This window comes from Achromobacter sp. 10T422, from assembly GCF_056394065.1.
Map to the genome: position 1 here is coordinate 130,373 of NZ_JBFTHD010000012.1, position 22,778 is coordinate 153,150.

Sequence of the window (22,778 nt, forward strand, 5' to 3'; positions counted from 1 at the left end):
GCGCGCGCGAGCTCTGTGCGCTACCGCACGGACGGCGTGCGCCGCTTGTGACATAACCGACCCAAACCCCGGCTAGGCGCGGGCGCAACGTCGCGACGCAGGCAGGCCGGAATGGAGGTGCGCAGGCCATGGACAGACAAGCATCTGCGGGTCAGGGCGACGCCGCAACGAGCCCGGCGACCCCTGCGGGTCCCCCTTGGGCGGCGCTGTCGGGCGAGGCGGATGCGATGCGCGCCATGCATCTACGCGCCTTGTTCCTTGAAGACGCCAACCGGGGTGAGCGGCTGACGCTGGAAGCGGCCGGATGGTATCTGGATTACTCCAAACAACGCGTCACCCCCGCGACCCTGCAATGGCTGGTAGAGCTGGCCGCCGAACGCGGCGTGCGGGCGCGCATCGACGCCATGTTCAACGGCGAGGCCATCAATGTCAGTGAACACCGGTCGGCGCTGCACACCGCGCTGCGGCTGCCCGCGGGCGCCAGCATGCAGATCGATGGCCGGGAAGTCGCGCCCGCCGTGCAGCGGGTGCGCAACCGGATGGCCGAGTGGGCCAACGCCGTGCGCGCCGGAACCTGCCTGGGCGGCACGGGTAAACCCATCCGCAACATCGTCAACGTTGGCATTGGCGGGTCGGCCATCGGTGTGGAGATGGCTTGCGCCGCGTTGCAGCACTACGCGCAACCCGGCCTGAATATCCGCTTCGTATCCAACATGGACGGGGCGGACTTCCAGCAGGCGACGTACGATCTGGATGCGCGCGAAACCCTGTTCGTCCTGTGTTCAAAGTCATGGCACACCGCCGAAACCCGCTACAACGCGGCCGCCGCGCGCGCCTGGTGCCGGGAAAGCATGCACGACGAATCCGCTGTGGCGGCCCACTTCCTGGCCGTCACCGGCAACCCGGGCGCGGCCATTCAAGAGGGAATCGCACCTTTTCGGGTGTTCGACATCTGGGACTGGGTCAACGGACGTTTCTCGCTGTGCTCAGCCATGGGCTTTACGCTGATGGCCGCGATCGGGCCCGAGGGCTTTAATGACATGCTGGCCGGCTGTCATCAGATGGATATGCACTTTCACGATGCGCCGCTTGCGCGGAACCTGCCCGTCATGCACGCGCTGCTGAGCGTGTGGAACAACAATTTCCTGGACGCCCGAACCGTCGCCATCCTGCCTTACGACCACTTTCTGCGTCGTTTTCCGTCGTACGTGCAGCAATTGATGATGGAGAGCAACGGTAAATCCGTCACGCAGGACGGGGCCGATGTCGCGGGGCACACCAGCCCGGTGTATTGGGGCGCGAGCGGTACGAACGGCCAGCATTCATTTCACCAGCTGCTGCATCAGGGCAGCCAGTGCGTGCCGTGCGACTTCATCGGATTTCTGACGCCGCTTGCGGCCTCGCCCCGGCAGCATGACGCGCTGCTGGCCAATATGTTTGCGCAGGCCGAGGCGCTGGCGTTTGGCCAGCCCGTGGCCGACGGCGGTGAAGCGGCCCCGGCGGCGCGGCACCGCCACGTGGCCGGCAACCGTCCCAGCAACACCCTGTTGGCCAAGCGGCTGACGCCGCGCACGCTGGGCGCGCTGGTTGCGCTGTATGAGCACAGCGCCTTTACCCAAGGCGTCATCTGGAACATCGATTCGTTCGATCAATGGGGCGTGGAATTGGGCAAGACGCTGGCCTTGCGTATTGTCCAGGAGCTTGAAGCGGGCACCACCGGCATGCAAAACCACGACAGCTCCACCCGCTCGCTGATGCAGAAAGCCCTGGACGCCCGTCTTGGCTAAAGGGATGAGGAGGAGGGGGAGAGATAGCGAGGGATGGCGCGCCAAGAGTGCGCTACCCTGGGATGACTCCGTTCGGTAGCGCACATAGCGCTTGCCGATTACCCCTGCCGAGCGGGTAAGGCCTATCGGAGCCCCTTCGGATGGCGTCCCGAGCATCGGGGCGCTGCAATGAGGCTTGTTGCAGGGAGCCATCATGCCTGACACCCACCATCCCACCCAGAATCATCTGCTGGCGGCGTTGCCGCCTGATGAAATGGATCGCCTGTTCCCGCAGCTAGAACGGGTCGCCATGCCGCTGGGCAAGGCGCTGTACGAACCCGGCGGACGCATGCGCCATGTTTGCTTTCCCATCGACTGCATCGTGTCGCTGTTGTGCGTGATGGAAGACGGCGCATCCACCGAAATCGCCGTGGTCGGTAACGAGGGCATTGTCGGCATCTCGTTGTTCATGGGCGGCGAAACCACGCCCAGCCGCGCCATCGTGCAAAGCGCCGGGTCGGCCTACCAACTGAAGGGGCAGGTGCTGAAAGACGAGTTCTATCGCGGCGGCCCCATGCAGCATCTGCTGTTGCGCTACACGCAGGCGTTGTTGACGCAAATGGCGCAGACCGCCGTCTGCAACCGGCATCACTCGCTGGACCAGCAGCTATGCCGGTGGTTGCTGCTGAGCCTGGACCGGCTGCGTTCAAACGAAATCATCATGACGCAGGAACTCATCGCCAACATGTTGGGTGTGCGCCGGGAAGGCGTGACGGAAGCGGCCGGGCATTTGCAGGAAGCCGGCCTGATCCGATACCGGCGAGGCCACATCGCCGTCACCGACCGGCCCGGCCTGGAGGCTCGCGTGTGCGAGTGCTATACCGTCGTCCGCCAAGAATACGAACGCCTGCTTGGCCAAGCGCTGACGTGATGCGCGCCTGACCTGGAATCCGGAACCTGGAGCAGAATGTGCCGCACCTCCCACCCATGCTTGAAGGCGTGTCCAATCGGCTGCTGGACGCATTGCCAGAGGCCGAACGGGCGCCCTTGCTGGATCGGTTTGAGCGCGTTGAGCTGGAATTTGGCCAATGCCTGTTGCAGCCCGGCGGGCAGATGGCGGATGTCTATTTCCCGGCGGGCAGCTATATCTCGCTGATTCTGCCGCCCAAGCGCGGGGTGGCGCTGGAAGTCGGCCTGATCGGTAACGAGGGCATGTGGAGCGTCGACGTGGCCTTGGGAATCAATGTCTCGCAACTGCGCGCGGTGGTGCAGGGCAGCGGCGTGGCGCTGCGGATGCCGTCCAACCGCTTCCGGCACGAAATGGCGGCCAGCAACGCGTTGCGTGAATTGATCAACCGCTACACCGGGGTGACGTTGCAGCAGCTGGCCCAGGCCGCGGCGTGCATGCATTCCCATCTGGTCGAGGGCCGGCTGGCGCGTTGGCTGCTGATGACGCAAGACCGCGCGCACGCCGACCACTTCCACCTGACGCACGAGTATCTGGCGCACATGCTGGGCGTGCGCCGGGTGGGCGTCACCGTGGCCGCCTCGGCCTTGCAGCAACGCAAACTGATTGCGTACCACCGTGGGCATATCGCCATCCTGGACCGGGTGGGCCTGGAAGTCGCCGCGTGCGACTGCTATGCGGCAGACCTGCTGAGCTACGCGCTGCACTTACACTGCGCGGCGTTGCCCCGGTAGCTTCACCTCAAGCACTGATGCAAACAGCCGCTGCGTATACGGGTGTTGCGGCGCATCGAAGACTTGCGCCGTCGTGCCGGCTTCCACCACTTTGCCTTGTTGCAGCACGTACAGCCGGTCCACCATATGGCCGACGACGCCCAGGTTGTGGCTGATCAACAGCAAGGCCAAGCCCAAGTCCCGCCGCAAGTCTTGCAGCAGGTTCAGAATCTGCGCCTGCACCGACACGTCCAGCGCCGAGGTCGGTTCATCGCAAATCAGCAGCGGTGGCCGCAACGCCAGTGCGCGGGCGATGGCGACGCGTTGGCGTTGGCCGCCGGACAGTGCATGCGGATACGCGCCGCGCGTGCGGGCAGGCAGGCCCACTTGATCCAGCAGCCGGGTGGTTTCGGTGGCAATGTTCACGGATTCGCCCCGGCCCGCACGCAGCCGCAGCGGCAGGGCGAGCAGGCGTTCGACCGTGTAGCTGGGGTTCAGCGAGCCATACGGGTCTTGAAACACCGGCTGCACGATGCGGGCGATTTGCTGGCGCGACAAGCCGGCAATCGGCTCGCCACCGAGCTGGACATCGCCCGCGCTGGGTGCGTCCAGACCCAGCAGGAGTTTCGCCAGCGTGCTTTTTCCAGAACCCGATTCCCCCACGATGCCCACCGCTTCGCCCGCGTTGATGTGGACCGACACGGCGTCCAGCGCGGTGTGGACGTCGGCCGGTTTCCAGAAGGCGGTGCGGCGGGTGTAGCGGCGGGTCAGGGCGTCAGCCCGAACCAGGTCGGTCGTGGTCATGGGCGCGCCTCGAAGGGAGCATGGCAGCGGCGCAGGCGCTGGCTGTCATAAGCGGTCAGCATGGGCGGCGGCCCGGCGCAGAGGTCAGCTGCGTGAGGGCAGCGGGGCGCGAACACACAGGCGTCCGGCGTTTGCGTCAGCGCCGGCACCACGCCGGGAATGATGGCCAGGCGTTCGGACGAGACCCGCCGCGTCACTTGCGGAATGCTGTCCAGCAAACCTTGCGTGTACGGATGCGCAGGGGCCGACAGCACCTGCGCCGTGGGGCCGGATTCCACGATCTGGCCGGCGTACATCACCGACACATCGTCCGTGTAGTGCGACACCACGCCCAAGTCGTGCGTAATCAGCAAGACGGCCAGGCCCATTTCCTGTTGCAGCGTCTTCAGCAATTCCAGGATCTGCTTCTGAATGGTGACGTCCAGCGCGGTCGTGGGTTCGTCGGCGATGATCAATTCCGGCTCGCACATCAAGGCCATCGCGATCAGAACACGCTGGCGCATGCCGCCAGACAGCTCATGCGGGTACTGGTCCAGGCGCGCGGGGCCATTGGAAATGCCGACGCGCTCCAGCAGATGCAGCGCACGTGTACGCGCAGCCGCCGCGCCATCCGCGCGATGGCTGCGGTACACGGTCATCAGCTGTTGGCCGATGGTGAACGTGGGGTTCAACGCCGTCATGGGTTCCTGGAACACCATGGCGATGCGGTCGCCGCGCAACGCATTCATCTGGCGGTCGCGGGCGGTGAGCAGGTCCACGCCATCGAACGTCATGCGTTGGGCGTCGACGCGCGCGCCGCGCGGCAGCAGCCGCAATAGGCTCAACGCCGTCAGTGATTTGCCGCAGCCGCTTTCGCCAACCAGCCCCAGCGTTGCCCCGCGTTCAATGCGCAGGTCAATGCCGCGTACCGCTTGCAGCAGCCCCGCGCGGGTGGGAAGGGAAATGCGCAGGTCCCGAACATCCAGCACGGGCGCAGTGTGGGAAGCCGTCATCATGATTCCCGCCGCGTGCGCAGGCCGTCGCCCGTCAGGTTGATGCCCAGCACCAGCAGTAACAGCGCCGCGCCGGGCAGCGCGATCAGCCAGGGGCTGAAGAACATGAATGACTTGGCTTCGGACAGCATCAGCCCCCAAGACGGATAGGGGGCCGGCACGCCCAGCCCCAGAAAGGACAGCGCGGCCTCAACCAGAATGGCGTGCGCCATTTCAACGGTGGCGATCACCAGCAGCGGCCCGCGGATGTTCGGCAGAATTTCGCGCACCAGGATGTGCCAGTGCGAGCACCCCATGGCGCGCGCGGCCGTCACATAGTCAGCGTTGCGTAACTGCATGGCCGCACTGCGCGCCACCACCGCAAAGTGATCCCACAGCAACAGGCCCAGGACCAGAATTACGGTGGTGAGCGAATTGCCCGTCACCGACACAATGGCCAGCGCCGCCAGCACGATGGGCATGCTGATACGCGTGTTGATGATGAAGCTGATGACGGCATCCGCCACGCCGCCCGCATAGCCCGCAATCAGCCCCAAGGTAATGCCGATGAAGCCCGACACCAGCACCACCGCAAAACCGATCGCCAGCGAGATCCGGGCGCCATAGACCAGCCGCGCCAGATAATCACGGCCCAGCTGATCCGTGCCCAGCCAGTGCGCGGGCAAGGTCTTGTCGTGCCAGAACGGTTGCGCCAAGCGCTGGCCCAATGACTGCGTGAACGGATCATTCGGCAGCAGCATCGGCCCGAACACGGCAATCAGCGCCAGCGCGGCGATGATCGCCACGCCGCAATAAAACCCCAGTCGGCGCGGCATCACGAGGCCGCCCGCTTCAGCCGGGGGTCCAGCAGGGTGTTCAGTACATCAGACAGAAAGGTCAACACAATATAAGTCAGTGAAATCATCAGGACGACGGCCTGGATGACGGGCATGTCGGCGCGGATCATCGACTGCCACGCCAGATAACCAATGCCGTGGATGGCGAAGATGGACTCAATCACGATGGAGCCGCCCAGCATGAAACCGAACTGCACCGCGCCCAGCGACACGACGGGCAACAGCGCGTTGCGCAGCGCGCTCTTGAACAGGATGACGCGCGTGGGCAGGCCCATGGCGCGCGCGGTGCGGATGTAGTCGGATTCCAGCGCCTGCACCATGCCGCTGCGGGTCAGGCGGGTGAGCGCCGGCAGCGCGTACAGGCTGAGCGCGACCGTGGGCATGACGTAATGCGCCAGCGTGCCGCTGCCCGAAATCGGCAGCCAGCGCAGCTTCACGCCGAAGAAGATGATCAGCAGCAGCGCCGCCCAGAAACTGGGCATGGCCTGCACGACGGCGGTCACGAACGACACGACGCGGTCGGTCCAGCCGCCGCGATGGGCGGCCGCCATCACGCCAGCAGGCACCGCCACCGCCAACGCGACCAGAATGGCCGTCAGCGCCAGCAGGGCGGTGACGCCCACGCGATCCGCCAACATGCGCGACACGGGTTCGCCCGTCAGCTGCGACGTGCCCAGGTCGCCCGCCAGCAGCCGCCCCAGATACGCGGCGTAGCGTTCAGGCAGCGGCCGGTCTAACGCATACCGCACGCGCAGCGCTTGCAGGTCGGCCTCGGTGGCGCTGTCGCCTGCCAGCGCCAGCGCGGGGTCCACCGCCACGTTCGACAACACGAAACACAACAAGGAAACCGTCAGCGCCACCATCAGGCCTAAGCCGGCGCGCCGCAAAAGCAAAGAGAGCATGGCGGTTTACTTGGCGGCCCAGCCCAGCTGATAAAAGCGCGGGATGCCATCGGGCGACGGCTGATAGGCCAGACGCTTGTCGGTGGCGTAGCCCACCACAATGGTGTGCATCGGCACGAAGTAGGCGCGTTCGGCGGCCAGCTTGATGGCGTGCGAGTATTCCGCGCGGCGCGTTTTTTCGTCGATGGCGTTGTCGGCGCGCTGCAGAATGTCGCGCAGTTCGGCGTCGTGGAAGCCGTCTTGCGGGCTGAAGTTGAAAAAGGCCGACAGCGATGCCGACGTGTCAAACATCGACGACGAGCCCCAGTCGCCATACCAAAGGTCCAGCTTGCCTTCCCGCCACTTGCTGAAGCTGGCGCGCGATTGCAGCATTTCCAGATTTGCGTCGATGCCGACGGCGGCCAGATACGCCTTCACGGCTTCGGCGCGCGGACGGTCACGGAATGACGACAGACTGACCTTGAAGCCCTTGGGGTAGCCGGCCTGCGCCAGCAGTTCGCGGGCGCGGGCCGGGTTGTAGTCATAGACCACGGCAGCCGCTTCGTCGCAACCGAATTGCAGCGGATGGCACAGCGTGGCCAACTGCTTGCCTTCGCCGCCCAGCAGCGTTTCCACAATTTTCTTGCGGTCGATGGCGTGGTTGATGGCCTGGCGCACACGCACGTCTTTCAACGGGCTGTTCTCGCCGCTGGCGCGGCCGCGCGCATCCAGCAGGATGGTGGCGATGGTCAGCGTGGAACCGAATTGCGCCTGGATCGTCGGTACGGCCTGCAATGCCGGAATCTGGTCGGCGGACAGGTTCCACGTCCAGTCCACGCTGCCGCCGATCACTTCGGCGATGCGCGTGGCTTCATCGGGGATGACGCGCACGGTCACGCGGTCCAGTTTCGCCACGCCCTTGGCGCCGCCGAAATAGGCCTTGTTCTTCTCCATCACGTATTCGTTGCCGCGTGCGGCGGCCAGCTTGAAGGGGCCGGTGCCTACCGGCTGCTTGCCAAACGCCTGCTGCCCGACCTTTTCGAAATAGGCCTTGGGGAAAATCGCCAGCGATCCGGACACGAATTCCAATGCTGCGGGGAAAGGCGCCTTGGACGTAATGCGCACCTTGTGGTCATCCACCTTTTCCACGCTGGCAATCCAGTCCAGCCAGTTGGCCGACCGCGCGCCCGATTCGGGGCGGGCGTAGTACTGCAAGGTGAAGACCACGTCGTCCGCCGTGAAGGCGTCGCCATTGTGGAAGGTGACGCCTTGGCGCAAGTCGAATTCCCACGTCTTGTCGTCAATGCGGCGCCACGCGGTGGCCAGCGACGGCTCGTACTCACCGGTTGCCAGATTGCGTTCGATCAGTGTGTCGTACAGCTGGCGCGAGGCCACGATGCCTTCGCGCGCCGTGCTCAGGTACGCGTCGAAGCTCGGCATTTCTTCCGTCAGCGCCACGACAGCGGTGTTGTCTTGCGGGCCTGCATACGCAGGATGACCCAGGATGAACGCCGCTGCGAGCGCACCACGAACTGCCGACTTGCCAAACGAGAACATGAGACCAACCGCTTGAGGTTTTACAGGACGAGCGATGCTACAGGAGCGAACACGCAGCGCTTAGCCGTATTTGCTATGTCGATATGTCGAATCGATCGGCCGGCGCGGGGGCCTTTCTTGCCATAATCCGCGTCTTTGTTTTCGCCCGTGGCCGAGCGTCGGCACGGCGCGCGCAGCCCTTGAAGGAACCCGCATGAACGCAGTAGCAGAAGACACCTTGAACGAGGTCGTCGCCGAAGCCGGCGAGTGGCGCCGCCGATTCCACGCCGCGCCCGAGCTGCGTTACGAAGAGCACGGCACCGCCGCCTTCATCGCCGACAAGCTGCACGCGTTCGGCTTTGACCGCGTTGAAACGGGCATCGGCAAGACGGGCGTGGTGGGGGTGCTGCGCGGGCGGCGCGCGGGCCCGGGGCGCAACATTGGCCTGCGTGCGGACATGGACGCCTTGCCCATCCATGAAGCCAACGACGTGGCGCACAAGTCGCGCCACGCCGGCATCATGCACGCCTGCGGCCACGACGGCCATAGCGCCACCTTGCTGGCCGCAGCGCGCTACTTGTCGGCAGACCGCGACTTCGCAGGCACCGCCGTCTTCATCTTCCAACCGGCTGAAGAGGGCGGGGCGGGCGGCAAGGCCATGATCGACGATGGCCTCTTCACGCGCTTTGACGTGGACGAGGTGTATGGCCTGCACAACATGCCGAACCTGGCGCTGGGCAAATTTTCGACGACCGTCGGCCCGGTCACATCCGCCTCTGACCGCTTCACCATCGACATCGAAGGCCGGGGCAGCCACGCGTCGCGCCCGCAGGAAGGCGTGGACACGGTCATCGTCGGCACGCAGATCGTGAATGCGTTGCAGACGATTGTGTCGCGCAATGTGCATCCGCACGAAAGCGCGGTGGTGTCGATCACCATGTTCCATGCCGGCGAAACCGACAACGTGATTCCGCAGAAGGCTCAGTTGCGCGGTACCGTGCGCACCTTCAACCCGGTCATTCAGGACACGGTGCAAACGCGCATGAAGGAAGTGATCGCAGGCATCGCCGGCACCTTCGGCGCCACGGCCAAGCTCACGTATCTGCGCGACTACCCGGTGACGTTGAACCATGCGGATCAGACGGCGCATGCGGTGCGCATTGCCCGTGACTTGGTTGGCGTTGACCGCGTTGTCGACAATATGAAACCGGTGATGGGCGGCGAGGATTTCTCGTTTATGCTCCAGGAAAAGCCCGGCGCGTTCGTCTTCTTCGGCAACGGCCCGTCGTTCGGCTTGCACACGCCCAACTACGATTTCAATGATCAAGCCATCAGCCATGGCGCGGCGTTCTGGATCAGGCTGGTCCAGGACCGCGGCACGCTCTGAACGGAGCGCGCCATGAGCCGCACCCGTCACCCGTCCCTGGCGCACTGGGGCGCCTTCACCGCGCTTGTTGAAAACCAACGCGTCGTGGGCTGCGAGCCCTTTGGTCCGGACCCGTCTCCATCCCCCATGCTGGGGTCGATTGCCGAGATGCTGCATTCCCCTTTACGTATTCAGCGGCCGTCGGTGCGCAAGGGCTGGCTTGACGGCAACCGCGACCGCGAAGGCGATGAATACGTTGAAGTGTCTTGGGACCATGCGCTGGATCTGGTCGCGGGCGAACTGGCGCGCGTGCGCGCGCAACACGGGCCGGCGGGCATCTTTGGCGGGTCTTACGGCTGGTCATCGGCCGGGCGCGTGCACCATGCGCGCAGCCTGATCCGCCGCTTCCTGTTCCAGGGCGGCGGCTGCGTGGACCAGGTGGGCAACTACAGCTGGGGCGCGGCGCAATTCCTGCTGCCGCACGTGATTGGCACGACCAGCCCCGTCAGCGGCGACGTGACCGACTGGGAAAGCGTGCTGGCCCACACGCGCCACATCGTGGCGTTTGGCGGCATGCCAATCAAGAACAGCCAGGTCACCTCTGGCGGTGCGGGCCTGCACAACTTGCCCGGCTGGCTGGCGCGGGCGCAGGCGGCGGGCATCCGGCTCACCGTCATCAGCCCCACGCGCGCCGACATTCCCGACGGCATCGCGGCCGATTGGATTCCCATCCGGCCCAACACCGACACCGCGTTGATGCTGGCCATGGCGCACACGCTGTTGGCAGAAGGGCTGCACGACACCGCGTTCCTGGCGCGCTATTGCGTGGGCGTGGATACCTGGGCCGGCTATCTGACGGGCGCGGCCGACGGGCAAGCCAAGGACGCAGCGTGGGCGTCAGGGATTTGCGGCGTGCCGGCGGATACCATCGTCGCCTTGGCCCGCAGCATCGCCACGCAGCGCAGCCTGTTGACGGCGGCGTGGTCGTTGCAGCGCGCGCAGCATGGCGAACAGCCGTATTGGGCGTTGATCGGTCTGGCGGCGTTGGCCGGTCAGATCGGCTTGCCCGGTGGCGGCTTTGCGTTTGGCCACGCGTCGCTGAACAGCATTGGCCAGCCGCGCAGGCAAGTGCCTGGCCCCGAAGTGCCTGTGCCAAAGAACCCCGCGCAACTGGCCATTCCGGTGGCGCGCATTACCGACATGCTGCTGGCGCCGGGCGCCGAATATGAATTCAATGGCGCGCGCCACACGTATCCCGACATCAAGCTGATCTATTGGGCGGGTGGCAACCCGTTCCATCATCATCAGGACCAAAACCGCTTGCGCGACGCGTGGCGCAAACCGGAAACGGTGATCGTGCACGAATCCTGGTGGACGCCGCTGGCCCGCCGCGCCGATATCGTGTTGCCGGCGACGACCTCGCTTGAGCGTTGCGACGTGGGCGGTTCCGCGCGCGACCCTTATGTGTTCGCCATGCACCGGGCCGTGCCGCCGCAAGGCGAAGCGCGCAACGACTTCGATATCTTCGCCGAGCTCGCGCGGCGCGCGGGCTTTCATGACACGTACACGGCCGGGCGCGACGAAATGGGCTGGTGCCGGCACGTCTACGAAGGCATGCGGGGCGGCTGCGCCGAACGGGGCGTGGTGTTGCCGCCATTCGACGAATTCTGGGCGCGCGGCCACGCTGAAATCCCGCCGCCCGACTCGCAGTACGTGCTGTTCGAAGCCTTCCGCCGCGACCCCGACGCGCATCGGCTGCGCACGCCCTCGGGCAAGATCGAACTCACATCGGACGTGGTGGCGGGCTTTGGCTATGCCGATTGCCCGGGGCATCCCGTATGGCTGGCGCCGTCGGAATGGCTGGGCGCGGAAGCAGCCGGGCAATGGCCGCTGCACTTGCTGACGAACCAGCCGCGGCACCGGCTGCACAGCCAGCTGGACCCGGCCGCCTTGTCGCGCTCGGCCAAGATCCAGGGCTGCGAACCCATCGCCATGCATCCGGACGATGCCGCCGCGCGCGGCATTCAAGACGGCGGCGTGGTCCGGGTATTCAATGCGCGCGGGGCGTGCCTGGCGGGCGTGAAGCTGGACGCGGGCTTGATGCCTGGCGTGGTGGTGATGTCCACCGGCGCGTGGTCCGACCCGGATGGCGACCTGGACCGCCACGGCAACCCCAATACCTTGACGGCGGACATCGGCACGTCGCGTCTGGCGCAAGGGCCCAGCGCGCAGACGGCGCTGGTGCAGGTGGAGCCTTACGCGGGGCCGGCCACGCCGCATCGCGCGTGGGAAAGCCCGGCGGTGCAGGCGGCATCGTAGTTGGCAAAGCGGGCAGCAGGCAGATACCAACACAGATGCCCACCCAGGCCGTGGCATAGCTAGGGAAGGGCGGGCGCGTCGCGTGCTTCGCCTTATGACTTGATGCGGTAGTCGGCCACCGCGTCAAGCATTTCCCAGGCATATGAATAGAACGGCACGTTCTGATTTCTCGCGGCAAACTCCGGATTCCTTATTTACCGACTGCGACATCGTGCCCCGCTGCGCATGTCCTTTGATCCGGAGTGCGCATGAACCGTACACGCTACCTGGGCTTGAGCCTGGCTCTGTCCGCGTCTGTTTTCACCGCCGCCCACGCGGCCGATATCACGCTGGCGCTGGGCACCGAGCCGTCCACGCTCGACCCGCAAACGGCGCAAGACGGTTCCGAGCGCGCCGTGTCGCGCAACATCTTCGAAACGCTGATCACGCGCACGCCCAAGGGTGAGCTGGTGCCGCAACTGGCCACCGCGCTGCCGCGCCAGACGGGCGCCGACAGCTGGGAAGTGACGCTGCGCCCCAACCTGAAATTCAGTGACGGCCAGGCGCTGGACGCCGCCGCCGTGGCCACCAGCATCAACCGCATCGTCGACCCCAAGACCGCCTCGCGCCAGCGCCCGTTCTTCCTGGGCATCAAGCGCGCCGAAGCGGTCGACGCCGTGACGGTGCGTGTGCTGACCAATGGCGCTGACCCCGCCTTGCCCGCGCGGCTGTCGTGGCTGACCATCGTATCGCCCACGGCCGCCGCCGACGGCAGTCTGGGCCAGAAGCCCGTGGGCAGCGGCCCGTATGTGTTGACGGAATGGGCCAAGGGCCAACGTATCGTCCTGTCGAAAAACCCCCATTACTGGAACCCGTCGTCCGTGGGCAACGTGGACCGCGCCACCTACCGCTTCGTGGCGGAGCCGGGCACGCGTTTGTCGGGCCTGCGGGCGGGCGACTTCGACTTCATCACCAATGTGTTGCCCGAAGACACCAAGCGGGTCGCCAAGGCCGTGACGCTGCAAGGCACCGACTTGCCCTTTGTGTCGCTGAACGCCTTGAAGGGCCTGACCAAAGACGTGCGCGTGCGCCAGGCGCTGAACTACGCGGTGGACAAGGAAGCCTTGGCCAAGGACTTGTACGGCGGCTACGCGGCCGTGTCGCACGGCCAGTTGCTGGCCCCGGGCTGGTTTGGCTATGACGCCAGCATCCAGCCGTATCCGTATGACCCGGCGCGCGCCACCGAGCTGCTGAAGGCCGCGGGCGCGTATGGCAAGTCCATTGACTTGGTTGCGCCGTCCGGCCGCTGGCTGAAAGACAAGGAATTGGCCGAGACCATTGCCGCCTATTGGGAAGCCGCCGGCCTGAAAGTGAATTTCCGCGTGCTGGCCTGGGCGGAATACCTGGACGCCATCAACAAGAACCGCGTGCCCACCGAAGCGCAGATCAGCAGCAGCCATTCCAACCAGCTGCTGGACGCCGACCGCACGCTTAGCGCCTACTACGCCGATGGCGGCGTGGCCGCGGCCAATGACAACGCCGAACTCAAGGGCCTGATCGATCAGGCGCGCCAGGAAGCGGACCCGGCCAAGCGCCAGGCCCTGTACTCCAAGGCGCTGAAGATTGGCCGCGACGAAGCCTATCTGGTGTTCCTGCTGGAAGGCGGCGAAATCTTCGGCCTGTCCAAGCGGATCGACTTCGCGCCGCGTGTCGATGGCCTGATTCCGGTGAAGGACATTCGTGTCGTCGAATAATCATGCCGGGCGCGGCTTGCCGCGCTTCTTGCTGGGCCGCTTGATGCAGGGGCTGCTGGTTGTGCTGGGTGTGACCACCATCGTGTTCATCGTGACGCGGCTGGTGGGCGACCCGGTGCAAGCCATGCTGCCGGTCGACGCCTCCGCCGCCGACCGCGCCGTGCTGGCGCAGGCGCTAGGCATGGACGGCCCGATCTGGTCGCAATACCTGCACTATCTGCGCGACATCGCTTTGTTCGACTTCGGCAACTCCATCTGGCAGCAGCGTCCCGCCATGGACATCGTGCTGGAACGCCTGCCCGGCACGCTGACGCTGTGCGTGGGCGCATTGGGCGTGGCCATCGTGGCGGGCGTGCCGCTGGGCATCATCGCGGCGTTGCGGCCAGGGCAATGGGCGGATCGCTTGTCGGTGCTGTTGAGCCTGGGCGGCTTGTCGTTGCCGCAGTTCTGGCTGGGCTTGCTGCTGATCCTGTTGTTCGCCGTGACGTTGAATTGGCTGCCGTCGTCGGGCTCAGAGGCGCCGGGCAGCAGCGTGTTGCCCATGTTGACCTTGGCGTTGCCTGCGCTGGGCCGCATTGCGATGATGTTGCGATCCGCCTTGATCGATGAACTGAATTCGCTATACGTGCGCACCGCGCGCGCCAAGGGCCTGCGCCCGAGCCGCATCGTGCTCGTGCACGCCTTGCGCAACGCCGCCGTGCCCACGGTGGCGCTGCTGGGCTGGGAGTTCGCCGGCATGCTGGCCGGTCATACCGTCGTCGTGGAAACCGTATTCGCGTGGCCCGGCCTGGGTCAGACCGCCGTCCAGGCCATCGAGCGCCAGGACCTGGTGCTGTTGCAGGCCGTTGTCTTCTTCATTGCGTTCCTGATCGTGATCATCAATTTCTGTCTGGACATTCTGTACCGCCTGCTCGACCGGAGGATCGCGGTATGAGCACCGTTCCGGCATGGATGGGTGCGGCCGACGCTGCGCCCGCAACCGTTGCGCCGCGCGGCTGGCACGCGCTGTCGGACCGGCAGCGTGGCTGGATTCTGGCCGCGTCATTGCTGGCCTTGCTGGCAGTCGTTGCGATTGTGCTGCCTTGGCTGGCGCCTTACGACCCCGCCGCCATCAAGCTGTCGGCGCGCTTGCGCCCACCTGTTTGGGAGGCGCGCGGTTCATGGGCCAATCTGCTGGGCACCGACAACCTGGGCCGCGACGTCTTCAGCCGCATCCTGCACGGGGCGCGCCTGTCCATCCTGATCGGCGCGGCCGTGGTGGCGGCGTCGGCATCGTTTGGCGTGCTGGTTGGTCTGATAGCGGGTTTTGCTGGGGGCCGGGTCGATGCGGTGCTGATGCGCTGGGTAGACGTGCACGTGGCGTTTCCCGGCTTGCTGCTGTCGCTGGTCATCCTGGTGATTCTTGGGCCGGGACCCGGCACCGTGATCCTGGCGCTGGCTCTGAACGGCTGGATGGTTTATGCGCGCCAGATACGCAGCGTGGTGCTGTCCGTGCGCCAGCTTCCCTATATAGAAAGCGCCGAGATGGCGGGCGCGCGCGCCGGGCGCATCCTGTTTCGCCACATCCTGCCCAACCTGGCCGCACCGCTTATCACCTTGATGGTGCTGGAGTTTGCGCGGGTGGTGTTGGCGGAGGCCGCGCTGTCATTTCTGGGCGTGGGCGTGCAACCGCCCGCCGTGTCGTGGGGGCTGGATGTGGCCAATGGCCGTAACTATCTGACCAGCGCCTGGTGGCTGGCCACGTTTCCGGGGCTGTCCATTGCGTTGACGGTGTTGATCGTGAACGTAGCGGCCAGCCGCCTGCGGCTGGCGCTGGACCCGCGCGAACGCGAGAAAGACTTCGCCCGCCGCCTGATTGCGAAGGTGCGCCGATGAACTCAACTCCCTTGCTGAGCGTGAAGGTGCGCCGATGAACTCGACTCCCTTGCTGAGCGTGCGCGACCTGAGCGTCGAATTTCTGACCCGTCACGGCACCGTCAAAGCGGTCGACGCGGTGTCGTTTGACCTCTATGCCGGTGAAACGCTGGCGCTCGTCGGTGAAAGCGGTTCCGGCAAAAGCGCCTGTGCGCTCGCCTTGATGGGGCTGACCACCTTGCCCGGCCGCGTGGCGGGCGGCCAGGTGCGGTTCGATGGGCAAGACCTGCTGGCCGCGCCGCCGCGCGTGTTGGAAGACTTGCGCGGCAACCGCATCGCCATGGTGTTTCAAGACCCGATGAGCGCGCTGAACCCGTTGTTGACCATCGGCACGCAGATCGACGAGGTGCTGGTGCGTCACACGCCGTTGACCGCCACGCAGCGACGCGCCCGCATCATCGAACTGCTCGCGCAGGTCGGCATTCCAAAACCCGCCGAACGGCTGGACCGTCTGCCCCATGAGTTTTCGGGCGGCCAGCGTCAACGCATTCTGATCGCCATGGCGCTGGCCTGTGATCCGCAAATTCTGATCGCCGACGAACCCACGACGGCGCTGGACGTCACCATCCAGGCGCAGATTCTGGAGCTGCTCGCCCAGCTGAAACAGCGGCTGGGCCTGGCGATGCTGCTGGTCACGCACGACCTGGGCGTCGTCGCCAAGGTGGCCGATCGCGTCGCGGTCATGTATGCCGGCCGGCTGGTGGAACTGTCGGACGCCGACGCCTTGTACGCCGCACCCGCGCATCCCTACACCGCAGGGCTGTTGCGTGCGACACCCCGTTTGACCGACACGCGCCGCCGCATGATCGCCATCGACGGCGTCCCGCCCGACCTGCGCCACCGCACCCGCCATTGCGACTTTGCCCCGCGTTGCCCCGGCGCCGACGCCGCCTGCGCCGAGCGCCCGGCCTTGCGAGACGTTGGCCAGGGCAGGGTGGCGGCCTGTGTGCGCCCCTTTACTCCCGTTTGGACCCAAGTGTCATGATCGACGCGACTCCGTTGTTGCAGGCGCGCGATCTGCGCGTGCATTACCCCGTGCGCTCGGCCGGCTGGTTTGGCAAGCCGGTGCTGGCGCGCGCCGTGGACGGCGTATCGCTGGAACTGGCGCGTGGCGAGACGCTGGGTCTCGTCGGCGAATCCGGTTCCGGTAAAACCACGCTGGGCCGCGCCGTCTTGCGGCGCACGCCACTCACCGGCGGCTCGCTGCATTTCAAAGGCGAAGACATCACCCATGCCGGCCGCGCGCAGCTGCGTGACTTGCGCCGCCACATGCAGCTGGTGTTTCAGGACCCGTCCACCAGCCTGAACCCGCGCCACACCGTCTTTGACGCCATCGCCGAACCGCTGATTGTGCATGGCTGGAGCGACGGCCGCGACGCCTTGCGCCGCCGCGTCGGTGAACTGATCGCCCAGGTCGGCCTGCCAGCGGATTCGGCGGAACGCTATCCGCATGCGTTCTCGGGCGGCCAGCGCCAACGCGTGGGCATCGCCCGCGCCTTGGCCATCCGGCCCGATCTGATCGTGGCGGACGAGCCGGTGTCGGCGCTGGACGTCTCGGTGCGCGCGCAGATCATCAACCTGTTTCAGGACTTGCAGCAAGAGCTGGGCCTGTCCTTCCTGCTGATTGCGCATGATCTGGCGGTGGTGCGGCACGTGTCGCACCGCATCGCCATCATGTATGCGGGGCAGGTGGTTGAGACCGGCGCACGTGACGACATCTACGAGCGTCCGCTGCATCCCTACACCCGCGGGCTGCTCGCCGCCGTCCCCGAACCCGAACGCGGCCATACCAGGCCCGCGTACACCGTGGCGTCGGGCGAGCCGCCCAGCCCGATGTCGCCGCCATCTGGCTGCCGCTACCACCCGCGCTGCCCCTTGGCCGCCGAGCGCTGCCGTCTGGCTGCGCCGCCGCTGGAAACCCGCGCGTCTGGCCATGCCGTGGCGTGCTGGTTTGCCGACCCTATTCCTGCTACACCCTAACTCATCCCTTTTTGGAGAAACCCGTCATGTCCGTGCAAGCCTTAGCCCCCGTTGACGCCGCCGACGCCGCCGCCGTGCGCGCCTGGTTCAAGGAACTGTCCGGCCACGTGCAGGCCGTGGACTACGCCGCCGCCCGCCACCTGTTCGCCGACGACTTCGTGGCGTTTGGCACCTACACCAACTTCGTCAGCGGCCGCGAACACGCCGAGAAGACGCAGTGGCGCAACGTCTGGTTCACCATCGACGACTTCATCTGGCGCCTGGACGACGTGCAAAGCTTCGTCTCGCCCGACCGCCTGTTCGCCGTGGGCCTGGCCGTGTGGGATTCCACCGGCTATCACCCGGACGGCAAACCCTTCGACCGCGTCGGCCGCGCCACCGTCTCGTTCGCACGCGAAGCCGTGGGTGAGCCGTGGGTGGCGACGCACACGCATATGTCCTTGTTCCGCGATACCCCGAGCGTGTCCCACGGGAATAAGCCGGCGCGTAGTTGAAGGGGCTGAACCAGCCCGTTAGTTGTCGTCAGCCGGCGGCGACCAAGGCATGCCTTGGTCGTCGGTGCTGAGAAATTCGTCCAACGCCCGCTTGTCCGCCGCCGCCTTTTCGGGATTGCCAGGGTGGTCAAAAGCCGTTGGCGGTTTGGGCGCAACGGCGTTATGACGGAGGCGGATCGAGGCCAGCATCGCATCCCACACGGCGCCGGCTTCGGCGTTGGTCAGGGTGGCGTCTACGTTGGGTGGGGGAGGCGGGCGTTGCCAGAGCGGCACGGCGTGCTTGTTGGGCACGAAGCGGGGAAGGGTCCAGCGGACAAGGTCATGGAGGGCTTCGTCGCTCTCCGGCACCAACAGGGCTCCACCCCCTCTCATACGCAGGTGGACCGACGGCTGGGTGAATCCTGGAAGATCACGATAATTCTCCGCCACGAATAGAAAAGCATGGTGATCGGTGTTCCGGTATCCGAATGCGAACTGTTCCGCCTGCATGGTTGCGATCGTGAGCGATCCCGCGCGCAACCGGTTATGAGGAACATTGATTTGTTCTTTGGCGCGCGCTTGAATGCGAGGCGCCGCATTCGGCTGAAGCGCGGTGATGCGGGTTTCGAGTTCGACGTTGGAGCCGGACAGAAAAAAGCTCAGATACCCGACTTCCTGGTCATGCCAGTCGCGGATGATGATGGGTCCCAGGCCGAAGCCGGGGCCGGCCCGAGTTGGGTCGGAGACGGTTGTGATGGTCTCGGCCAGTGCTGTGAGTCTGGCTTCTACCGGGGCCATGACGTTATTGAATGAGTGGGTTTTGAGGAGGACGTAGACGTCGTTGACGAGAAGGTGGAGTTCGTGGGTACGGTAATCGGTCAACAGACGATTGGTGAAGTAGCGCAATCGCGCCGTGGTGGCGTTGGGCCGCACATCGGAGTTCAGCATGGACTTGCCGGAGCTGTGGCTGACTTCCTGAATCTGCGACGAGCGTTCGTTCAGCGCGTCCGTAAATCGCTCAGCCGTAACGTCTGTCCCCAGCACCCTGACTTCGACCGTGGTGAAATCCGCATCCAGACCGTAGTACAGTTCGACCCTGCTGCCTGTGCTGTAGATCCAATCGGAAGGCAGGTCAATCAGGTGGCGGCCAAATGCCCAAGTGCGGGTGTCTTTAACCTGCGCGTTCATTCGGTCATTCTCCTTTGGCGTAAAGGGTTGAACGTGCCACACGACTGCGGCGGTGAGGATGGCTATGGCGAGAAGCAGCGATCTCATGCCGGCGTCTTCGCTTGGGCTGCGATTTTGAGGACCCATTGCAGCGTGATCAGCTGCACTTGTGTATGACGGAAAGGGCCTTCATGGTCGAATCCGCGCATTTCTAGTTGTTCGCGAACTTGGCCTTCTTTGGCTTGCCGAGCTGGGGCTTGCCCCGAGCTGGTTGGCACCGTGCCGTCACCGATGCCGTCTTGCATGTCGCAATGAAGCTCCCAGTCGCTGTACTCCAGTTTTTGAGGTCTTGCCGTGTATCCCAAGGGGTAGTCAGGCACATATCCAGCGTGGGAATCGCCTCCTAAATAAATGGGCGAGCGGCCGCTATGGCGGGCATCCTCTGTTCGGGATTCGACGACGGCGTCAATGGGCAAAGAAGGAGACCTTGCGGTCGGCGCACGCAAGCCAGGGCGAATCGTCCAGCGGATGGATTCAAAGCTGGCGAAGTTGGCGTCTGAGCCGTAAAAGACGTAAGTGTTGGGGTGGTAGTGATTGCCTAGCAAATTATGGAATGTTCTGGCAGTGTGGATCGCCGATGCATATTGGTGCCATTGGATAGGTTCTCCTTGATCGGGACTCAGCCATGCCTCGTTAACCAGCCCCCACCAGCGTTGACGTTCCAGATAGACGGAGTCGTATGCGCTTCGACCTGGCTCCGGCAAAGGGCGTGCAATTGGTTCTCTCGCATCACTACCCGAACGCAATAGCCTCATCCAACCCGGTGCGTATTGATCCGTCGGAAGTAATTCGAGGGCGCCGGGAGATTGCGCGAACACGGCGGTGACATCCTGCCCCCGCGTACCGATGACTAGCGATGCGCCGAAGCTCTCGTCGCGCATGCCGACTTTGCATCGTCGATAGGCAACCGGTGCGCCGTTCGTTGGCATGACGCCATGAACAATTCCCGCGATGCGATCCTTCATGTCAGGCAAGCTTGCGCAATATCGGGCAACAAGGCCGCCCATGGAATGCGTGATCAACAGTACTTGCTGGCATCGCGATCCATACTGATTCATGATCTCGATAATTCGCGCCTTCAAGAGATGCGCGGAGTTTTCGTTCGACGCCAGCCAGTTATACCCAAACGCATGCACAGGCATATTGAATCTTGCCCCGGCGATCAAGTCATCACTCGTCAAGGGTTTGACGCCCGTCTCGGGACCTTTCCGGTCCAATCCGTTCAATCCCGGCATGAAGACTTCCATACCGGGCTTCAGCTGGGGATACAACGCTTCAGGGTCCAGCCAGTGTTCTGGTCCAAGCGCTAGCGTGTAGTTCGCGTGGCGGGGCACCGTGGGCGAGTTGAGTACGTGCTCCAACCACAGCAGAAAGCGTTCGTAGCTGGTTTGGCCGACCTCGCCCCAGCCGCGTTCCCGATAGCGTTGCATCAGCGCGGCTTTGCGTTCGGCGGGAAGGAGTTGCCGGTTTTCCTGGACCATGCCGGAGGCGACTTGCGGTACGGCGCCTTGATCGTCGACTTCGACGCGGTCGGGATGCAGGACCGTTTGGCGAAAGCCCGCTTCCTTCAGAATCCATTGCGAAAGCAAGTCGGTTGGCAGTCCGGTGAAGCCGTAGTTCAGCGTCCACACCGGTATAGGTTTTTGCGTTGGATTTTCCGGAACCGACTTCAAATTACTTCCCATTACCCCCGGTATGAAAATCACGGGCAGAATCAGATCGGGGCCTATGCGAAGCTGCACGGGGTCGGTGATCTTGCAGTCGGTCAACGTCCAGGTGAAGCACTGCTGGCCTCGGGCGTCGTAATGAGTCGGCGCGACACGCGCTTGGCTGGTGGGTTCGGTCATGGCGAGTCGTGGTTCCATTCAATCAGGACGCCGTCCATCCGCATGTCTTGTTGCAAAGACAAAAAGCCGTCGGCGTCGGTCGTTCCCGTAATGCGTCCGCCATCGCGGCGTATGAGGGTGTATGCCCGGTTGCGCGCCGGGGACCCGTCTGAAAGGGTGGCTTGGAAGCGRTCATCAAACGGTGTTGCGTCCCACGTGTTGAACTCCATCGACGCGCTGTGCGGCCCGGCAAAGTTGTGCTGTGCGGCCTTGACCGAGAAGGTGCCCGGCATCCCCAATTCAATATTCCCGCCCGCCATCTTGATATACGCCCCGCCGCAAAGCAGCGTGATGTGCTTGTCGGCGGCGATCAGCACGTGTTGTTTGCTGGACGTGATTTCGGCGCTTTGGTCGGCCTGGATGCGGATGGCGTTGTGCTGCGCTTGCAGCAGCATTTCGCCTTGGTGGGTGATGTGGCGCAGGGCGCCGCTTTGGGTGAACAACCCCATGTCGCCGCCCGCGTTGATGACGACTTTTTCACCTGCGCTGAGTTGCTGATTGCGTTGAGCGATGCTGTCCACGTGTTCGCCTGCGCTGAGCGTCAGGCTGGCGGGGGTGGCGGCTGCGATGCCGCCGGGCGCGCTGAGCGCCAGCGCGGCGGCGTCGCCTTGACCTGCGCTGTCTGCTTGATCATTCGCGCCGTGACCGAGATCGCGCACGGCGTTGGTCAGGGATTGCTGGGGCGCGGCGTCATGTTCGACGCCTTCATGACGGCCCGCGTACTCTCCTAGGCTGCGCGCCAGTTCCAGTGCTGCTTGCAGCACGCCGGCAATCTCCGAACGATCCAGTTGCCCGCCTTTGGCGCGCAGTTGCGCCTCGGTCGTCAGTAGGAGCCCCTTCGCCGCACGTAACGCGCCATGCGCATCCGTGCGCAACTCAAACCCTTCGCCACGAGGCTCACCACCCGCCGGCCGGGGATGCGTCAAATAGCCCAGATGCAGTTCAGACGCGCCATGCTCACTTATCAACGCCGCGCTGATCTGTGCGGACGTGTCATCCAGCCGCAGTTCGTTCGCGCGGTTGCCCTTGTGTTCCTTGCTTTTGATGGTGTGCAGGATGTTGTGGCGGGGCAGTTCATACGGCGGAAGATTGGTGGCACGGTATGCCCGCGAAGTGATCAGCGGCTGGTCGGGGTCGCCATTCAGGAATTGCACGACCACTTCTTGGCCGATTCGCGGAATCGCCATATGCCCCCACTGCGCGCCCGCCCAGTTCTGCGACACCCGTATCCAGCAAGAGCTGTGTTCGTCGTTCTGCCCCAGCCGGTCCCACGGAAACTGCACCTTGACCCGGCCCCACTCGTCGCAAAAGATCTCTTCGTTTGGCGGGCCGACGACGGTGGCCATTTGCGGGCCGTCAATGCGGGGTTTAGGGCAGGGCTCGGG

The 22,778-nt window shown here is 64.8% G+C and carries 19 protein-coding genes; 11 read left to right on the forward strand and 8 right to left on the reverse strand.

The genetic code is table 11. The features are described from left to right. Window positions 1–128: 128 nt before the first annotated feature. The 3 genes from pgi (at window position 129) to AC1DB0_RS27500 (ending at window position 3,467) form a co-directional block, all read left to right on the forward strand. Entirely contained in the window at window positions 129–1,787 is a 1,659-nt protein-coding gene (pgi, locus tag AC1DB0_RS27490) for a glucose-6-phosphate isomerase (RefSeq protein WP_476758315.1), read from the forward strand. 193 nt (window positions 1,788–1,980) lie between these two features. After that, window positions 1,981–2,697 (forward strand): Crp/Fnr family transcriptional regulator, encoded by a 717-nt coding sequence (locus AC1DB0_RS27495; protein ID WP_175168709.1) that lies wholly within the window; start codon window positions 1,981–1,983, stop codon window positions 2,695–2,697. Between the two features lie 38 nt (window positions 2,698–2,735). After that, window positions 2,736–3,467 carry a Crp/Fnr family transcriptional regulator gene (locus tag AC1DB0_RS27500; RefSeq protein ID WP_476758314.1) on the forward strand — a complete coding sequence of 244 codons (732 nt, stop codon included), beginning with the start codon at window positions 2,736–2,738 and terminating at the stop codon, window positions 3,465–3,467. On the opposite strand, the gene AC1DB0_RS27505 is transcribed toward AC1DB0_RS27500, so the two are convergent. The 5 genes from AC1DB0_RS27505 to AC1DB0_RS27525 are packed head-to-tail and all read right to left on the reverse strand — an operon-like array spanning window position 3,441 to window position 8,516. Next, on the reverse strand, window positions 3,441–4,250 hold the full coding sequence (locus AC1DB0_RS27505; RefSeq protein ID WP_476758313.1) for an ABC transporter ATP-binding protein: 810 nt from the start codon (window positions 4,248–4,250) through the stop codon (window positions 3,441–3,443). The genes AC1DB0_RS27500 and AC1DB0_RS27505 overlap by 27 nt on opposite strands. After that, window positions 4,247–5,242 (reverse strand): ABC transporter ATP-binding protein, encoded by a 996-nt coding sequence (locus AC1DB0_RS27510; protein WP_476758368.1) that lies wholly within the window; start codon window positions 5,240–5,242, stop codon window positions 4,247–4,249. The genes AC1DB0_RS27505 and AC1DB0_RS27510 overlap by 4 nt, the downstream gene beginning before the upstream one ends. Then, complete coding sequence (locus AC1DB0_RS27515; RefSeq protein ID WP_175168710.1) at window positions 5,242–6,057, reverse strand: ABC transporter permease; 816 nt, start codon at window positions 6,055–6,057, stop codon at window positions 5,242–5,244. Before AC1DB0_RS27515 ends, AC1DB0_RS27510 begins: the two co-directional genes overlap by 1 nt. Next, complete coding sequence (locus tag AC1DB0_RS27520; protein ID WP_476758312.1) at window positions 6,057–6,980, reverse strand: ABC transporter permease; 924 nt, start codon at window positions 6,978–6,980, stop codon at window positions 6,057–6,059. Before AC1DB0_RS27520 ends, AC1DB0_RS27515 begins: the two co-directional genes overlap by 1 nt. Window positions 6,981–6,986: 6 nt before the next feature. Continuing rightward, window positions 6,987–8,516 carry an ABC transporter substrate-binding protein gene (locus AC1DB0_RS27525; protein WP_476758311.1) on the reverse strand — a complete coding sequence of 510 codons (1,530 nt, stop codon included), beginning with the start codon at window positions 8,514–8,516 and terminating at the stop codon, window positions 6,987–6,989. A 193-nt stretch (window positions 8,517–8,709) separates the two neighbouring features. Between AC1DB0_RS27525 and AC1DB0_RS27530 the strand changes: the two genes are divergently transcribed. The 8 genes from AC1DB0_RS27530 (at window position 8,710) to AC1DB0_RS27565 (ending at window position 18,301) form a co-directional block, all read left to right on the forward strand. Then, window positions 8,710–9,882 carry a M20 aminoacylase family protein gene (locus tag AC1DB0_RS27530; RefSeq protein ID WP_175168713.1) on the forward strand — a complete coding sequence of 391 codons (1,173 nt, stop codon included), beginning with the start codon at window positions 8,710–8,712 and terminating at the stop codon, window positions 9,880–9,882. A 12-nt stretch (window positions 9,883–9,894) separates the two neighbouring features. Continuing rightward, window positions 9,895–12,180: a molybdopterin-dependent oxidoreductase gene (locus AC1DB0_RS27535; protein ID WP_476758310.1), complete on the forward strand. Its 2,286-nt coding sequence runs from the start codon at window positions 9,895–9,897 to the stop codon at window positions 12,178–12,180. Window positions 12,181–12,428: 248 nt separating this feature from the next. Then, window positions 12,429–13,913 carry an ABC transporter substrate-binding protein gene (locus tag AC1DB0_RS27540; protein ID WP_054426805.1) on the forward strand — a complete coding sequence of 495 codons (1,485 nt, stop codon included), beginning with the start codon at window positions 12,429–12,431 and terminating at the stop codon, window positions 13,911–13,913. Next, window positions 13,900–14,847 (forward strand): ABC transporter permease, encoded by a 948-nt coding sequence (locus AC1DB0_RS27545; protein WP_245636445.1) that lies wholly within the window; start codon window positions 13,900–13,902, stop codon window positions 14,845–14,847. The genes AC1DB0_RS27540 and AC1DB0_RS27545 overlap by 14 nt, the downstream gene beginning before the upstream one ends. After that, window positions 14,844–15,788, forward strand: coding sequence for an ABC transporter permease (locus tag AC1DB0_RS27550; RefSeq protein WP_476758309.1), 945 nt, complete (start codon window positions 14,844–14,846; stop codon window positions 15,786–15,788). Before AC1DB0_RS27545 ends, AC1DB0_RS27550 begins: the two co-directional genes overlap by 4 nt. 34 nt (window positions 15,789–15,822) lie before the next feature. Next, window positions 15,823–16,812, forward strand: coding sequence for an ABC transporter ATP-binding protein (locus AC1DB0_RS27555; protein ID WP_476758308.1), 990 nt, complete (start codon window positions 15,823–15,825; stop codon window positions 16,810–16,812). Next, the gene (locus tag AC1DB0_RS27560) at window positions 16,809–17,807 is read left to right on the forward strand and encodes an ABC transporter ATP-binding protein (protein ID WP_476758307.1); all 999 of its coding nucleotides are present in this window, start codon (window positions 16,809–16,811) and stop codon (window positions 17,805–17,807) included. Before AC1DB0_RS27555 ends, AC1DB0_RS27560 begins: the two co-directional genes overlap by 4 nt. A 26-nt stretch (window positions 17,808–17,833) precedes the next feature. Next, entirely contained in the window at window positions 17,834–18,301 is a 468-nt protein-coding gene (locus AC1DB0_RS27565; protein ID WP_476758306.1) for a YybH family protein, read from the forward strand. An 18-nt stretch (window positions 18,302–18,319) separates the two neighbouring features. Here AC1DB0_RS27565 and AC1DB0_RS27570 read toward each other — a convergent pair whose 3' ends face one another. The 3 genes from AC1DB0_RS27570 to AC1DB0_RS27580 all read right to left on the reverse strand — a co-directional run. Beyond that, window positions 18,320–19,555: a hypothetical protein gene (locus tag AC1DB0_RS27570; protein ID WP_476758305.1), complete on the reverse strand. Its 1,236-nt coding sequence runs from the start codon at window positions 19,553–19,555 to the stop codon at window positions 18,320–18,322. Continuing rightward, the gene (locus AC1DB0_RS27575; RefSeq protein WP_476758304.1) at window positions 19,552–21,354 is read right to left on the reverse strand and encodes an esterase/lipase family protein; all 1,803 of its coding nucleotides are present in this window, start codon (window positions 21,352–21,354) and stop codon (window positions 19,552–19,554) included. Before AC1DB0_RS27575 ends, AC1DB0_RS27570 begins: the two co-directional genes overlap by 4 nt. Next, window positions 21,351–22,778, reverse strand: a 1,428-nt coding sequence (locus AC1DB0_RS27580) for a DUF2345 domain-containing protein (RefSeq protein ID WP_476758303.1), incomplete at its 5' end; no start/stop codon positions are given. The genes AC1DB0_RS27575 and AC1DB0_RS27580, both read right to left, overlap by 4 nt.